We start from the raw sequence: 15,641 nt of genomic DNA on the forward strand, positions 1-15,641 counted from the left end.
TCCCGGGGCGGGAGAGGGGTTTTGGATCAGAGGAAGTTGCATGCTCGACGTACGGTCTGTCGATCTCCATTACGGCGCGGCGCAGGCGCTGCGCGGCGTGTCGCTGACGGCGGAGGTGGGGAAGGTCACCTGCCTGCTGGGGCGCAACGGCGTCGGCAAGTCCTCGCTGCTGCGCGCCATCGTCGGGCTGAAGCCGGTGACCGGCGGCACCATCGCCTGGGACGGCGGCGACATCACCAAGCTCGCCCCGTCGGAACGGGCGCGACGCGGCATCGCCTACGTCCCGCAGGGGCGCGAGATCTTCCCGCTGCTGACGGTGCGGGAAAACCTGCTGACCGGCTACGCGCCCCTGAAACGCGCCGACCGCTCGATCCCCGATGAGGTGTTCGAGCTGTTTCCCGTGCTGAAGTCCATGCTGGACCGGCGCGGCGGCGACCTGTCCGGCGGGCAGCAGCAGCAGCTCGCCATCGGGCGGGCGCTGGTGACGCGGCCCCGGCTGCTGGTGCTGGACGAGCCGACGGAGGGCATCCAGCCCAGCATCATCAAGGACATCGGGCGGGCCATTTCCTACCTGCGCGACAAGGGCACCATGGCGATTCTGCTGGTCGAGCAGTATTTCGAGTTCGCCCGCGATCTGGCCGACGACTGGGCGGTGATGGAGCGCGGCGAGGTCATGCTGGCGGGCAGCCGCGACGGGCTGGAGGAGAGCGAGGTCCGGCGGTACCTGACCGTCTGACGCGCCGCCGTCCGGGGGGATCCTCGCGAAGGCGGAGCCGCGGTCCCGCCATCCTGTGCTTCCCGTGGCGGGAACCGGGAACGCCGCCTTCGCGAGGATGGCACCCCTGCGCTTTGTGGAGCTTGGCGCGGACCCGCGATGCGCTACCATCGGTGCCAGTCATTCACACCGAAGGCAGTTCCGAATGTCGAGCGTCCTGTCAGCCGACCCCGTTCTCCAGCAGGTTGACCGCAGTTTCGAAGACTCCCTGGGGCGCCTCTGCGACCTGCTGCGCATCCCCAGCGTCAGCACCGACCCGGCCTACAAGGGCGACGTGCGCCGCGCCGCGGACTGGCTGGCGCGCGAGCTGAGCGGACTGGGCTTCGACGCCTCCGTGCGCGAGACGCCGGGGCACCCCGCGGTCGTCGCCCACCATCCGGGGCCGGGCGGCAAGGATGTGCCGCACATCCTCTATTATGGCCATTACGACGTGCAGCCGGCGGAGCCGCTGGAGCTGTGGAACAGCCCGCCCTTCGAGCCGGCCATTGTCGAGGCGGAGCATGGCCGCCGCATCGTCGCCCGCGGCGCCGTGGACGACAAGGGCCAGGTGATGACCTTCATCGAGGCGTTCCGCGCCTGGCACGCCGTGCACGGCACCCTGCCGATCCGCGTGACCGTCCTGCTGGAGGGTGAGGAGGAGACCGGCAGCCCGAACCTGCTCCCCTTCCTGAAGGCCAACGCGGAGGAGCTGAAGGCCGACGTCTGCGTCATCACCGACACCAACGCCTGGAACATCGACACGCCGGCCATCACCACGCGGTTGCGCGGCCTGCTCTACGTCGAGGCGACGTTGCACGGGCCGAGCCACGACCTGCATTCCGGCATGTTCGGCGGCGCGGTGCTGAACCCGATCAACGCGCTGACCCGCATCCTCGGCCAAATTCACGACGAGGACGGGCGCGTCCGCTTCCCCGGCTTCTACGACGACGTGGCCGAGCCCACGGACGAGGAGAAGGCGATGTGGCGCGACCTCGGCTTCGACGAGAGCGCCTTCCTGGCCGGTGTCGGGCTGAAGACGTCGGTTGGCGAGGCCGGGCGCAGCGCGCTGGAGCGGCTGTGGTCGCGCCCGACCTGCGACATCAACGGCATCTGGGGCGGCTACACCGGGGAGGGCTCCAAGACGGTCATCGCGTCCAAGGCGTCGGCCAAGCTGTCCTGCCGTCTCGTGCCGGCCCAGGACCCGCAGAAAATCCTGGCCGGGATCAAGAGCTTCCTGGAGGAACGGACGCCGGCGGACGGGCGGTGGGAGTTCAAGGTGTTCGGCAAATCGCCGGGCGTCCAGGTGCCGACCGACAGCCCCTATCTGCGCGCCGCCATGGCGGGGCTGGGCGACGTCTTTGCCAACAAGCCGGCGCTGGTCGGCAGCGGCGGGTCGATCCCGGTCGGCGGCTACATCCGGCAGGCGCTGGGCTTCGATTCGATCTTCGTCGGCTTCGGGCTGGAGGATGACCGCATCCATTCGCCCAACGAGAAGTTCGAGGTGAAGTGCCTGCACAACGGCATCCGCTCCCACGCCGCCATGCTGGCGCGCTTCGCGGCGCTGTGAAGACGTGCATCCCCCGCTCCTCGCCGGAGCGGGGGGCGTATCTCAGTGCGGCTTCAGCGCCTCGACCACCTGCATGTGGCCTTGCAGCGCACCGAGGGTGAGGGCGGAGTTGCCGGCGGTGTCCATGCGGAACGGGTTGGCGCCGCGCTCCACCAGCATCCGGGCCACGCGGTCGTGGCCGTTGTTGGCGGCGTACATCAGCGCCGACCAGCCGTGGCTGGCCACCCGGTCCACCGACACGCCGCGGTCGACCAGGATCTTCACGACACCGTCATGACCGCGGGCCGCGGCGGCCATCAGCGCGGTCTTGCCGTCGTCGTTGGTGGCGTCGAGTTCGGCCCCGGCGGCGGCCAGCGCGTGGATCACCGCCTCATGCCCGCCCCAGGCGGCGTACATCACCGCGGTGGCGCCGTCGGCGGTGCGCAGTTCCGTCTTGGCCCGGCGGTCGATCAGCAGCCGCACCGCGTCGGTCAACCCCTGTTCGGAGGCCAGCATCAGCAGGGTCTTGCCGTTGTCCACCCGCTTGTTCGGGTCGGCGCCGCCATCCAGCGCGCGCTTCAGTTCGTCGGTGCGGCGCATCAGGGCGATGGCGCCGTCGCGGCTGTCCAGACCGGGCCGGACCTCGGCGGTGGCCGGGGGCGCCGGCGGGGTGCCGGGCGCTGCGGAGACGGCACCTGCGGAAGCGGTCGCGGCGGGAAGCGCGCGCCCTTCGCCGGCCGCCTTGATGCGGTCGCGCAGGTCGCCGGTGTTGGGGGCGACGATCAGGGCGCGCTCGTAGAAACGCCGCGCCTCGTCCCAATTGCCGTCGCGCTCCGCCAGTGAGGCCCAGCGGCGGTAGGTCTCCTCCATGGTCGTCAGAAGTTCCTGGATCTCCGGCGTCGCCGGGGCGATCTCGCGCAGCCGCGAGACCGTCTCGTAGGCGTTGTTGTTCGGCGGCGTGGTCAGGAGCTTGGCGGCGATCTGCCGGCGGGCCTGATCGACCAGGGTGCGGACGCGCGGGTTCAGGCCGTTGTCGCTGGCGGAGAAGGGCGCGGACGCCGCCGGAGCCGCGGGCTGGGGCATCGCCGGCGCCGCCATCTGGGGCGCCGGTTCGTCGACCAACGGCGGCAGGGTGGCGGAGCCGGTCGGGCCTTCGCTCTGCTCCGTGCGGTACTCCGTCGCCCGCGGTTTGAGCGGCGGGGCGTGCTCAACGGCCAGCGGATCGGCGGCCAGCGGATCGGCGGCGGCCGGCACCGGCGGTTTCGGCATCTGGGCAACCGGAGCAACGGGCGGCTGCTCCGGCTTCGCCAGCGGCGCCGGATCGAGCTTGGCGACGGTCGTCGGCGGGGACGCCGTTGCGGTGGCCGCCTGGGCCGGAGGCTGGGCCGGCGCCGAGGGCTGGAAAGCCGGCTGGCTAACGGTGCGGGCGGCGGGCGGCGGGGCGTCGGCCTTGGTCGGCGACGGTCCGGCGACCGGCACCCCCGCCTCGGCGGGGAGGGACGCGAGATAGGGGTTCTGCGGCCGGGCAAGCGCCAGCGTGTCGGGGCCGCGGCTGCCCAGGCTGGGCTCGTCGGCAAAAGGATTGTGCACCCGCTCCGTCACGAAGCTGCGGAGGTCCTGCCAGCCCTGCCGGGCGTAATCGAGCGCCCGTTCGGGCGTGGCGCCGGGAACCGCCAGCGTCACGCCGGCCCCGGCGGCGCCCAGCAGAATCAGGGTGGTGATCGCCGCTCCGGCCAGCGCGGCGCGGCGGCGCGGGCGCTTGACCGGAAGATCGGCGACCGGACCACCGGCCTCCGGGATCGTCCAGCCGTCCGGCGCGTCCCAATCGTTGGCGGGCCAGTCGTTGGCGTCACGCTCCGCCGCCCGGCGCGGCGGCGCCGCGGCACGCGGCGGGGCGGTCACCGGCCCGGCGGCGGGGCCAGCAGAAGGGATGGCGGCGGTGGGCGTGACGGACGGACCGGCGCCGGGCGTCATGCGGTAGATCACGCCAAGCTCGCGCACCGCCTCGGCCAATCCGGGGCGGGCCAAGGTCCGCTCCATCTCCGGCGTGCCGCAGAGAAGGACCTGGAGGAAGCGCCCGCTCGGCGTCTCGGAGCGGGTGAGGTCGATCAGGTCGGCCAGCGTCGGGGCGGCCAGGACGCCCGCGTTCTCCACCGCCAGAAGGCCAGTACCGGCGAGGTCCAGCCGCTCCTCCAATTCCTCGATCAGCGTGTCGAAATCGCGGTCGTCGCTGTCGGAGGGCAGGGCGGCGTCACCGGCGGCGGACACCAGATCCTCGACCTGCGCCCCGGCGCTGGCGGCGACCGGAAGCACCAGCGCGCCGTCGGAGCCGACCTGCTCGACGAGCTGGTGGAAGACCGCGGCCCGTCCGGACCCGGCCTCGCCGACCAGCACCAGCAGCCGCTTGCGCGCCAGCAGGGCCAGGAGAAGGCCGTCGAAGACCTCCGTCTGGTCGGGGCGCAGGCCGGCGGCCTGGGGTTGGGGCTTCGCCTTCGCCGCAGAGCGATTCGAGGATGGCGTGGCTTTCGGAGCGGAACGGTCCATGGGGGCGCGCGCAATCCAATTGATGAGACGTGACACTCCTGACTCTAGTGGTCCGCCGCCGTCCTGCGACGGTGCAAAGGGACGGGACCGCCACCTCTTATGGAGAAGGCGCGCGTCGGGATGGCTGATTCGGGCGGAGCGCTGCGCTATAGGGGGGCTGCTTTTCCACCCCCTTCACTGTCCACCCGCGCTGGGAGTCCGTCATGGGCATGGGTCCGATGCGAATCGGCGTCGATCTGGGCGGCACCAAGATCGCCGCCACCCTTCTGGCTCCGGATGGGACGGAGCGGGCGCGGCACCGTGCCGACACGCCGCGCGGCTACGCCGACACGCTGGCGGCGCTGGCCGGCGCCGTGGCGGCGCTGGAGGCTCAAGCGGGTTGCCGGGACGCCACGGTCGGCCTGTGCCTGCCCGGCATCGTCGACACCGCCGCGGGCACCGTGCGCGCGGTCAACCTGTCCTGGCTGGACGGGCGGCCCTTCGCCGCCGACCTGTCGCGGACGCTCGACCGTCCGGTGCGGATCGCCAACGACGCCAACGCCTTCGTCCTGTCGGAGGCGGTGGACGGAGCCGCCGCCGGAGCGCCGCTGGTCTTCGGGATCATCCTGGGCACCGGGGTCGGCGGCGGGATTGTCGCGGAGCGGCGCATCCTGGCCGGTGCCAACGCCCTGGCCGGCGAGTGGGGGCACAACCCACTGCCCTGGCGGACGGTTGAGGACGGGCCGCCGCTGCCCTGTGGCTGCGGGCGGGAGGGTTGCATCGAGACGCTGCTGTGCGGCGCAGGTCTGGCCCGTCTGCACCATTGGCGGACGGGGGAGGCGCTGACCCCGCCGGAGATCGCCGCCCGCGCCCGTTCCGGCGACACGCAGGCGCGGGCGACTCTGGATCGCCATGCCGACGCGCTGGCCCGTGCGCTGGCCGCCGTCATCAATCTGCTCGACCCCGACGCGGTGGTGGTCGGCGGCGGCCTGTCGGACCTGCCGGGGCTGTACGAGGCCGTGCCCGCCCAGTGGGGAAGCTGGGCGCTGAGTCCAGCCCCTCGCACCCGCTTCCTCCGGGCGCGCCATGGCGCCGAAAGCGGTATGCGCGGCGCGGCGTGGCTTTGGCCCAAGGGGTGATCCCTTCGGCCGATGCTTCGAAATTGGCGCGGCTTTTGCTCTATACCCTCCGACACGGAAGGGAGAAGGCCCATGTTCGGCTTCATAACGGGATTTCAGAAGGGACGGCGCGGGTCTTCACTGCAAAGTGCAAATCAAAATGCCTATCGCAATATGCAGAAGGCGGCGCCGTCGCATCCTGCGAACGGCGTAACGGCCAGACGTCAGTTGGAAGAGGCCTGCGTCCTTCTGCAGGACGCCGCCGACGACCTGGAATTGGTCCTGTCGGGAATGCCCATACCCGCCGGGCGGGCCGACCTGAACGAGGCGATCGGAACGATCATGGAGACGTTGAGGCTCGTCGCCTCCGCCCATGCGCGACTGGAACACCCGCAGATCCATGGCGGCGCGCTGGCCGATTGAGGGTTCCGGCTGGCGCCTGAGCGAGCGGGCCAGAAACGCGAAAGGGCGGCTCCGCCGGGGAGCCGCCCTTTCGTCTGTCCGGATGCCCGGACCCCGATCACTCGGAAACGGTCTGCCAGAAGAAGAACACGACGGCCAGAACCATCAGGGCGATGTCCATGGGTAAGTCTCCTCGATGCTGCGTATGAGGGTCGAAATTCTGGCGCCTCTATACGACAGATTTGCGCGCGCGTGCAGGGGGTGTTTCACGGAACGGCCATTTTGCCGCTGATCCAGGTCGCCCGCACCCGCAACCGCTCGTCGAGATGCACGAGGTCGGCGGCCAGACCGGGCCGGAGGCGGCCGCGCCGTCCCGCCATGCCCATGAAATCGGCCGGATAGGCGGAGGCCATGCGCAGCGCCTCGTCCAGCGGGATGCCGACCCGCTCCACGGCGTTGCGCACCGCCGTCGCCATATCCAGGGCGGAGCCGGCCAGCGTGCCATCGGCGGTGACGCAGCGCCCGTCCTCCACCCGGATCTCCTCGCCGTAGAGTTGGAAGTTGCCAGGAGTGCCGACCGGAGGCATCGCGTCGGTCACCAGGAACAGCCGGCCGCACGCCTTCGCCTTCCAGGCCAGACGGACGGAGGCGTCATGGACATGGTGCCCGTCCACGATGATCCCGCACCACACCCCGTCCTCCTCCAGCGCCGCTCCGACCATGCCGGGCTCGCGGGAGCCGAGCGGGCTCATGGCGTTGAACAGATGAGTCACCCCGGTGATGCCGGCGGCGAAGCCGGCCTTGGCCTGCGCCCAGGTGGCGGCGCTGTGGCCGGCGGCGACGCGCAGTCCGGCGGCGGCCAGCCGGCGGATCTGCTCCGGTGGAACCGCTTCCGGGGCCAGCGTGACCAGGGCCGGCAGGCCGGAGAGGCCGCCGAGCAGGGCGAGATCCCCCGCGTCGGGGGGCGCGATGAAACGCGCGTCATGGACGCCGCGGCGTTCCGGCGCGATGTGCGGGCCTTCCAGATGAATGCCGAGCACGCCCGGCACCCCCTCCGCCATCGCGGCGCGCACGGCGGCCACGGCGGCGGCGCGCTTCTCGGCCGAGTCGGTGATGAGGGTGGGCAGCAGGCCGGTGGTGCCGAACCGGCGGTGCGCCTCGGCGATGCGGCGCAGCGTCGGCACGTCGGGCGTGTCGTTGAACAACGCGCCACCGCCGCCATTCACCTGGAGGTCGATGAAGCCGGGGGCGAGGATGCCGCCGCCCAGATCCGTCACCTCGGCCTCCGGCGGGATCGCCTCGGGCGGGACGATGGCGGCGATGACCGGGCCGTCGATCAGCAGGGCGGCGCCCGCCAGCGCCGAGTCTCCGGTGTGGAGCGTGGCGTTGACGAGCGCTTTCAGCGGCCGGTTGCCGGCGGGGCTGTGTGCGTGGCTCAATTCGGCACCCGATGGGTTGCGTCGGACGGTCGGCGGTGGGCCGACAGGAAAACCCGGCGGGGCCTGTGGCGCAAGAGGCCGTCGCGGCGTCAAAGCCCTTCATTTTATAAGGATTATGGCGCCGGATTTGTTGGGGTATGTGTTTGTTAGGGATTGCCAGAGGGGACAGGTTTCTGGCAGAAAAAAGGCCGCTGACGAACAGCGGCCTGAGTTTAGGGAGGAAACGCCCAAGAAGGGCGAAGCAGCAATCTCTTGCTGCACTGCAAAATTAACAAAGATCTCAGGTGGGTGCAAACCCCGAAGCAATGGCCCCATGCGGGGCCGTTGCTTTTTGTGGCCCTGCTGTGACCGGAGAGTCACAACAGTGTCAGGTGCGATAACGTTGCTGGTTAACAGCATCGGGACCCGGCATCAGGACCTTGTGGCGCGCTTTCCCGTTGTTCCGATCGTGCGCCGGCGCGACAGCGCCCGCTGACGACGAAGGAGAGCCGCCCGTGACCGATCAACCGTCCTCCGCTTCCACCGAAGGCAAGCCGTCGGCGCTCATCCGGTTCGATGCCTTCGCGGCGATGTTGGGCGACCGGCGGCCTGCCGTTTTCCTCGACTATGACGGGACCCTGACGCCCATCGTGGAGCGCCCCGACCTGGCGGTCCTCGACGACTCCGTGCGCGCGGTGATCCGGCGGCTGGCCGGGCTGTGCCCGGTGGCGGTGGTCAGCGGGCGCGACCTGGACGATGTGGCCCGCCATGTCGGAATCGACGACCTGATCTACGCCGGCAGCCACGGCTTCGACATCCGCGGCCCCGGCCTGCGCACCCAGATCGGCGAAGAGTATCTGGGCGACCTCGACGAGGCCGAAACGGAACTGCAGCGGCGCCTTGGCGGCGTCGAGGGCGCGCTGGTGGAACGCAAACGCTTCGCCATCGCCATCCACACCCGGCGGGTCGCCCCGGACCGCAAGGCGTCGGTGGGGGACACGGTGCAGGGTGTTGCGGCGTCCTTCCCGAAGCTGCGCGTCACCGGCGGCAAGGAAATCCACGAGCTGCGGCCCAATGTGCCCTGGGACAAGGGCAAAGCGGTGCTTTCGCTGCTCGACACCCTGGGGCTGGCGGGGCCGGAGACGCTGCCGCTCTACCTTGGCGACGACGAGACGGACGAGGACGCCTTCCGCGCCTTGGCGGCGCGCGGCGAGGGGAAGGGTGCCGGCATCCGCGTCATGGACCCGCCGGCCCCCAGCGCCGCCGGATGGAGCCTGAAGGACCCGGCCGAGGCCGGCGCCTTTCTCGACCGTCTGGCCGTCTGGCTGGCGGAGGGCTGAGCGAACCGGCCGGTCTCCATCGGCCGGTCCCCGTCGCTTTTCCTCCGAAAAAGGGGTAGGGTGGGCCACAGGTCAATCGAGGGTCCCCACCATGGACATCAGCGCGCTCGGCGCACCGCGGATGCCGTCCCTGCCCGACGCCGAGGCCTCCGCCCTGGCGGGGCTTCAAGGCGCCCAGTCCCGCGCCGACGAGGCGGGCGCGCAGCTCGCCGCCGGCAATCTCGACCCGGCGGTGGTCGTCAGCCTGTCCGCCGCCCAGACCGACTTCGCCGCCAACGTCAAGGTCATGCAGGCCGCGCAGGAGAACACCAAGCGCGTCCTCGACATGCTGGTGTGATCCGCCCTCACGCCGCCAGCCTCACACAGCCAGCCTCACACAGCCAGCCTTACACCGCCAGATAGGCCCGGCGCACCGCCTCGTCCTCCAGCAATGTCCGCATCGGGCCTTCGAAGCGGATCTGCCCCTTTTCGATGACGCTCGCCCGGTCGGCGACCGCGGCGGCGAAGGCGAGATTCTGTTCGGACAGGAGGATCGACAGCCCTTCCGCCTTCAGCGCGCGCAGGGCGTCGGCCATCTGCTGCACGATGCGCGGGGCCAGCCCCTCCGACGGCTCGTCGAGCAGCAGGAGCGACGGGTTGCCCATCAGCGTGCGGGCGAGCGTCAGCATCTGCTGCTCGCCGCCGCTCATCCGCCCGCCGCGGCGCCCCCGCATCTCGGCAAGGTTGGGGAAAAGGCCATAGAGCCGCTCCGGCGTCCAGTGTGGGGCGCCATCGCGGGGCGGCTGGCGGCCGACCTCCAAATTCTCCTCCACCGTCAGGTCGGTGAAGACACGCCGGTCCTCCGGCACATAGCCGAGGCCGAGGCGCGCGATGCGGTGCGGCGGCAGGGCGGAGACGTCGCGCCCGTCGAAGGCCACCGCGCCGGAACGCCGGTCGAGCAGGCCCATGATCGCCCTCATGGTCGTCGTCTTGCCGGCGCCGTTGCGGCCCATCAGGGCGACCACCTCGCCCCGGCCCACCGCCAGATCGACGCCGGTCAGGATGTGGGCGCGCCCATACCAGGCCTGAAGGCCGCGAACGCTCAGAAGGGGTTGGGCGGTCACGCGGCGCCTCCCAGATAGACGGCCTGCACGCGCGGGTCGGCGCGCACGGCGTCGGGCGTGCCTTCGGCGATCAACTGGCCGCGGTCGAGCACGATGATCCGCGTGGCGTGGCCGAAAACGACGTCCATGTCATGCTCCGTGAACAGAATGGCGAGGCCGCGCTCGCGGACGAGGGAGGAGGTCAGGGCCATCAGCTCCTGCCGCTCGCCGGGGGCCATGCCGGCGGTTGGCTCGTCCATCAGCAGCAGCTTCGGGGCGCCGGCCAGCGCCATGGCGAGTTCGACGCGCTTGAGGTCGCCATAGGCCAGCACGCCGCAGGGCCGCTCCGCCTGGGCGCCCATGCCGACGCGCTCCAGCAGGGCCATCGCCTCGTCCCGGAACCCGGCCGCCGCCGGGGTCCACAGCCCGAACAGGCGCTTGTGGACGGACAGCAGGACCATCTGCACGTTCTCGCGCACCGTCATCGAGGCGAAGGTGGCGGTGATCTGGAAGGTGCGGCCGACGCCCATCCGCCAGATGCGGCGCGGCGGCAGGCCGACGATGTCCACCCCGTCGAGCCGCACCGTCCCCGCGTCGGGCCGCAGCTGGCCGTTCAGCAGGTTGAAGCAGGTCGTCTTGCCGGCACCGTTCGGGCCGATCAGCGCCAGCACCTCCCCGGCGTCCAGCGCGAAGGACACGCCACGCACGGCCTGTACGCCGCCGAAGGCGCGCTGGAGATTCTCCACGGCGAGGCGGCGGCTCATGCGTCCCTCCCGCGGGTCCACAGGTCGCGGACGAAGCCGGCGACGCCCTTGGGGAAGGCGAGAACCAGCACCAGGATGATGGTGCCCAGGACCAGCCGCCACCAGTCGGTCCGGCTCATCGCCTCGGTCTCCAGCAGGTGGAACAGCGCCGCACCCACCACCGGGCCGCTCAGCGTCTGGATGCCGCCCATCAGCACCATGACCAGCGCGTCCACCGACACCGGAACGGCCATCAGGGTGGGGAAGACGCTGCCCTTGGAAAAGGCGTAGAGTCCGCCGGCCAGCCCGGCGGCGGACCCGGCTAGGGCGAAGCTCAGCCACTGGTGCCGGCGCACGTCGATGCCGACCGATTCGGCGCGCAGCGCGGAATCGCGCCCGGCGCGCAGCGTGTAGCCGAAGGGCGCGAAGGCGGCGCGGCGCAGCAGAAGCAGCGCGCCGCCGGCCAGCGCCAACGTCAGCCAGAAATAGGCCGCCTTGCCCGCCGCCCAGTCCGCCGGCCAGACGCCGAGGATGCCGTTGTCGCCTCCGGTGAAGCCGTACCACTGGAAGGTCACCGACCAGACGATCTGCGCGAAGGCCAGGGTGAGCATGGCGAAATACAGCCCCGACCGCCGCACGCAGAACCAGCCCGCGGCCAGCGCCCCCAGCCCGGCGACCAGCGGGGCGGCGGCCAACGCCAGCGGCATGGGGGCGGCCAGATGCTTGACCAGCAGGGCCGCGCCGTACGCTCCAAGCCCGAAATAGGCGGCGTGCCCGAAGGAGACGAGGCCGCCCAACCCGATCAGCAGATGCAGGCTGGCCGCCAGCAGCGCCAGGATCACCACCTCGGTCAGCACGATCAGCGCGTAGTCGCCGGCGACCAGCGGCACCGCCGCCAGCAGGGCGAGCAGCAGGGCGGGTGCCCAGCGCACGGCGCCGGCCGCGGCGATCAGCGGCGGGCCGGGGCTGGCGGCGGTGGGCGGCGCGTCCTCCGCGCGGCCGAGCAGGCCGTACGGGCGGATGACCAGCACCACCGCCATGAACAGGAAGACCAGGACCAGCGTGATCTGCGGGAAGACCAGGATGCCGAAGGCCTGCAGCTGCCCGATCAGCAGGGAGGCGACGAAGGCGCCGGTCAGGCTGCCCATGCCGCCGACCACGACGACGACGAACGCCTCGACCACGATGGCCATGTCCATGTGCAGGTTCACCGCCTCGCGCGGCACCTGAAGCGCGCCGCCGAGCCCGGCCAGCGCCGATCCCAGGAACAGCACCCCGGTGAACAGCCGCGCCGGATCGACGCCAAGCGCCGAGGCCATGTCGCGGTCCTGTGTCGCCGCGCGGACCAGCGTGCCCCAGCGCGTGCGGTTGAACAGCAGCCAGAGCAGGCCCAGCACCAGCGGCCCCAGCCCGATCAGCACGAGGTCGTAGAGCGGGAAGGGCTGGTCGAGGATGTCCACGGAGCCGCGCAGGCCCGGCGCCCGCCGGCCCAGCAGATCCTCCGATCCCCAGATCCAGGAGGCGGCGTCCTGCACCACCAGCACCACGCCGAAGGTGGCGAGAAGCTGGAACAGTTCCGGCGAGCGGTAGAGGCGGCGCAACAGCCCCACCTCCATCAGCGCGCCGAGCAACCCGACCGCCAGCGCGGCGACGGCCACCGCACCCCAGAAGCCCAGCGGCGTGCTGCCCCAGCGCTCCACCAGCGACCAGCCGAGGTAGGCGCCCAGCATGTAGAAGGAGCCGTGCGCGAAATTCACGATCCGCGTCACGCCGAACACGATGGTCAGCCCGGACGACACCAGGAACAGCGTCGCCGCCGTGGCGAGGCCGCTGAGGAATTGCACGAGGTAGAAGGACATCGGCTCTTTCGGCGGGTTCAGCGGAAGCGAGGGCTTGCCCCCTCCCTAACCCTCCCCGCCTTCGGCGAGGGAGGGGACTAAATCTCCCTCTCCTGCGAAGCGGGGGAGGGAAGGGGCCCGCGGCGCAGCCGTGGGAAGGGTGGGGGCAAGACGCCCTTACTCCGCCCCTTACTCTGGGCGCATCTTGCGGACGGCCTCGTCGGACGGCAGATAGTCCGCGCCGTCGGCATAGCGCCAGCCGGTCATCACGCCCTGGCCGTTCTTCACCGTGGTCTTGCCGACATAGGCGCCCATCGTCGCCTGATGGTCGAGCGCGCGGAAGGCGATCGGGCCGAAGGGGCTGGACAGGGCCAGCCCCGACAGCGCGTCCACGACCTTCTCCGGATCGGTGGAACCGGCCTTCTCAACGGCGGCGGCGATGGCCTTGAAGGTGGCGTAGCCGACGACCGAGCCCTGGCGCGGCGGCTCGTTGAAGCGCTTCAGATAGGCCTCGCGGAAGGCCTTGTGCTCCGGCGTGTCGATCTGCTCCTGCGGGTAGCCGGTGACGATCCAGCCTTCCGGCGCCTCGTCCTTCATCGGGTCGAGATATTCCGGCTCGCCGGTCAGCAGGCTGACGACGGTGCGGTTGCGGAACAGGCCGCGGCCCTCGCCCTCGCGCACGAACTTGGCGAGGTCGGCGCCGAAGGTGACGTTGAAGATGGCGTCGGGCTTCGCCGCGGCGAGAGCCTGCACGGTCGGTCCGGCCTCCAGCTTGCCCTGGGCGGGCCACTGCTCGGTCACGAACTCCACGTCCGGGCGTTTTTCCGACAGGAGCTGGCGGAACCACTGCACCGCCGACTGGCCGTATTCGTAGTTGGGGGCGACGGTGGCCCAGCGCTTGGCCGGCAGCTTCGCCGCCTCCTCCACCAGCATGGCCGCCTGCATGTAGGTGCTGGGGCGCAGGCGGAAGGTGTAGCGGTTGCCCTTGGTCCAGGTGATGGCGTCGGTCAGCGGCTCCGCCGCCACGAAGGGCACCCTGTTGCGCGCGGCGAAGTCGGCCACGGCCAGCCCGACGTGGGAGAAGTAGGTGCCGGCCAGCAGCTCGACCTTCTCGTTCGACAGCAGCTCCTGCGCGACGCGCACGGCGTCGTCCGGCTTGCCGGCGTCGTCGCGGGAGACGACCTCCAGCTTGCGCCCGCCGAGCAGGCCGCCCGCCGCGTTCACCTCCTCGACTGCGAGCTGCCAGCCCTGGCGGTAGGGGATCGTGAAGGCCGGCAGGCCGGTGTAGCTGTTGATCTCGCCGACGCGAATCGGCTGTCCGCCCGATTGCGCCTGGGCGGCGGGCATCGGCGCGGCGATCCAAAAGGCGGCGGCGAGGGCGGCGGCGCCCGGCGCAAGCAGGAGATGGCGGCGGTTCATGGTCGGCGGTATCCCGGCGCGGTTGGCGGCTGCGTGAACGCATGGAACGGCAGCGTGAACGCAATGTCTGCGTTCATAGCAAACCCACCGCAAAAGTCACCGTTCCGTTGCGCCGCACCAGGCCGGTTCTCTTCAGGCCGGTTCTCATCAGGCCGGTTTTCCGCGTGCCGGTGCCGGACGCGCCGGCCTCACATCAGGCGGGAGAGAAGCATGAGGAACGTCGCCTGCTCTTCCGGGGTCAGCGGGTCCAACGTGCGGTGATGCGCCCGGGTGGCGTTCTCCAGCAGCGTGCTGACCAGCGAATGGCCGGCGCGGGTCAGGCTGACGCTGGTGCGGCGCCGGTCCTGCGGGTCCGGCTGGCGCTCCACCAGCTTGCGCTCCACAAGGCGCAGGATCACCCCCTGGGTGGTCGCCGGATCCATGTAGGTCAGCCGGCCGAGCTGGTTCTGCGACAGCGACCCTTCGGTCCGCAGCGTGACCAGGGCGCCCCACTGGGTGGGGGTGAGCTGGGAGCCGCCGATCATGTCCATGAAGATGGAGGACGCGCGCTGATGGGCCCGGCGAAGGCGATAGTGCACCTGCCCGGTCAGCAGGTAATCGTCGGTCGGAGGATGGGCGATGTGATCCATGGGCGCACACGAGCGTTGCGGAGCCGGACCGTTTCCGGTCGCGGCGGGTGTCGGCTGAACACCGTGCGACAGGTTCGGCACCGATCCCTGGGAATGTTCCCAGGCTTGCGCCAAATGCAGCAGGCTTCGCTTTGAAGCCTAGGGATGGAAGTCGCAATAGGCAACGCTCGCTGCTGCGGCATAGAGCCACAGTCTAAGGCCCTTTACTATTTAACATGCAAAGCACTCGCGAACGAAGATGAGTCGCGCGTTTCAGGAATCTTTCCGGGGGACTGGGGCGCAATCTGCATATGCGGGTGTGTTGTGGTCGTGTCGGTGGGTTGCCCATAAATCAATTATGGATTTTGTTTCGGCGGGTAAGTGTTCGGCGGCGGAGTCCTTTCGCGGTCCGACTTCGGAAGGTCGCCGTCCGGCGGCGGAACACTCCCGGGTGTGTAGGGCGGCATCACGACGTCGTCGACAGGGTGGCGGGGCGATTTGGGCGGCGGGGGAGTGGTCAGGGGTTTGGTCATGCTCGGGGCTTCCTCGAAAATCCGGTTGGCGCGGCTCCGGGCCGCCTTGGGTGAACGGTTGCCAACGATGGCTGGTTCCCGAGGGCGTGGCGCGTGCGCTTGGTGGTCGTATGACCTTAGCTCTAATGACGCGGGCGTATGGCAATAGTGCGCCCGTCCGACGCAAGTCTTGTTGCGCCAACAACACAGGCGCGGGCAAAAACCACGGCTGAACGGCTTCACTGTTGCATGGACATCACGCCATGAGTTGTCTTTGCAGCGACTGTCCGCTTCTCCCGGAGCGGCGAATGCACATTCCAAGGCCATTCGGCCGCCCG

The 15,641-nt window shown here is 70.6% G+C and carries 13 protein-coding genes; 6 read left to right on the forward strand and 7 right to left on the reverse strand.

Features of this window, described 5'->3' with window-relative positions; genetic code table 11:
• Window positions 1–40: 40 nt before the first annotated feature.
• Together urtE and H0B54_RS08155 are read left to right on the forward strand one after the other, a co-directional pair.
• The gene (urtE, locus tag H0B54_RS08150) at window positions 41–736 is read left to right on the forward strand and encodes an urea ABC transporter ATP-binding subunit UrtE (RefSeq protein WP_094306347.1); all 696 of its coding nucleotides are present in this window, start codon (window positions 41–43) and stop codon (window positions 734–736) included.
• 184 nt (window positions 737–920) lie between these two features.
• Window positions 921–2,321, forward strand: coding sequence for a dipeptidase (locus H0B54_RS08155; protein ID WP_188259928.1), 1,401 nt, complete (start codon window positions 921–923; stop codon window positions 2,319–2,321).
• Between the two features lie 42 nt (window positions 2,322–2,363).
• On the opposite strand, the gene H0B54_RS30190 is transcribed toward H0B54_RS08155, so the two are convergent.
• Entirely contained in the window at window positions 2,364–4,844 is a 2,481-nt protein-coding gene (locus tag H0B54_RS30190; protein ID WP_188259929.1) for an ankyrin repeat domain-containing protein, read from the reverse strand.
• Between the two features lie 203 nt (window positions 4,845–5,047).
• Here H0B54_RS30190 and H0B54_RS08165 point away from each other — a divergent pair, with 203 nt between their 5' ends.
• Both H0B54_RS08165 and H0B54_RS08170 read left to right on the forward strand, forming a co-directional pair.
• Window positions 5,048–5,962, forward strand: coding sequence for an ROK family protein (locus tag H0B54_RS08165; RefSeq protein WP_246472409.1), 915 nt, complete (start codon window positions 5,048–5,050; stop codon window positions 5,960–5,962).
• A 72-nt stretch (window positions 5,963–6,034) separates the two neighbouring features.
• Window positions 6,035–6,364: a hypothetical protein gene (locus H0B54_RS08170; protein ID WP_188259930.1), complete on the forward strand. Its 330-nt coding sequence runs from the start codon at window positions 6,035–6,037 to the stop codon at window positions 6,362–6,364.
• A 245-nt stretch (window positions 6,365–6,609) separates the two neighbouring features.
• Here H0B54_RS08170 and nagA read toward each other — a convergent pair whose 3' ends face one another.
• Window positions 6,610–7,782 carry an N-acetylglucosamine-6-phosphate deacetylase gene (nagA, locus tag H0B54_RS08175; protein WP_211109263.1) on the reverse strand — a complete coding sequence of 391 codons (1,173 nt, stop codon included), beginning with the start codon at window positions 7,780–7,782 and terminating at the stop codon, window positions 6,610–6,612.
• Window positions 7,783–8,276: 494 nt separating this feature from the next.
• On the opposite strand from nagA, the gene otsB reads away from it, so the two are divergent.
• The gene (gene otsB / locus H0B54_RS08180; RefSeq protein WP_188259931.1) at window positions 8,277–9,101 is read left to right on the forward strand and encodes a trehalose-phosphatase; all 825 of its coding nucleotides are present in this window, start codon (window positions 8,277–8,279) and stop codon (window positions 9,099–9,101) included.
• 91 nt (window positions 9,102–9,192) lie between these two features.
• A complete protein-coding gene (locus H0B54_RS08185) occupies window positions 9,193–9,438 on the forward strand; it encodes a hypothetical protein (RefSeq protein ID WP_094306341.1) in 246 nt (81 codons plus the stop codon).
• A gap of 49 nt (window positions 9,439–9,487) precedes the next feature.
• On the opposite strand, the gene H0B54_RS08190 is transcribed toward H0B54_RS08185, so the two are convergent.
• The 5 genes from H0B54_RS08190 to H0B54_RS08210 all read right to left on the reverse strand — a co-directional run bounded on the left by H0B54_RS08190 (window position 9,488) and on the right by H0B54_RS08210 (window position 14,812).
• Window positions 9,488–10,204 (reverse strand): ATP-binding cassette domain-containing protein, encoded by a 717-nt coding sequence (locus tag H0B54_RS08190; RefSeq protein WP_188259932.1) that lies wholly within the window; start codon window positions 10,202–10,204, stop codon window positions 9,488–9,490.
• Entirely contained in the window at window positions 10,201–10,947 is a 747-nt protein-coding gene (locus H0B54_RS08195; RefSeq protein WP_188259933.1) for an ABC transporter ATP-binding protein, read from the reverse strand. Before H0B54_RS08195 ends, H0B54_RS08190 begins: the two co-directional genes overlap by 4 nt.
• Window positions 10,944–12,785 carry an ABC transporter permease gene (locus H0B54_RS08200; RefSeq protein WP_188259934.1) on the reverse strand — a complete coding sequence of 614 codons (1,842 nt, stop codon included), beginning with the start codon at window positions 12,783–12,785 and terminating at the stop codon, window positions 10,944–10,946. Before H0B54_RS08200 ends, H0B54_RS08195 begins: the two co-directional genes overlap by 4 nt.
• A 168-nt stretch (window positions 12,786–12,953) precedes the next feature.
• Complete coding sequence (locus H0B54_RS08205; protein WP_094306337.1) at window positions 12,954–14,183, reverse strand: ABC transporter substrate-binding protein; 1,230 nt, start codon at window positions 14,181–14,183, stop codon at window positions 12,954–12,956.
• 188 nt (window positions 14,184–14,371) lie between these two features.
• Entirely contained in the window at window positions 14,372–14,812 is a 441-nt protein-coding gene (locus tag H0B54_RS08210) for a MarR family winged helix-turn-helix transcriptional regulator (protein WP_188259935.1), read from the reverse strand.
• Between the last annotated feature and the right edge of the window lie 829 nt (window positions 14,813–15,641).

The organism is Azospirillum tabaci, from assembly GCF_014596085.1.
GTDB classification, from domain to species: Bacteria; Pseudomonadota; Alphaproteobacteria; order Azospirillales; family Azospirillaceae; genus Azospirillum; species Azospirillum tabaci.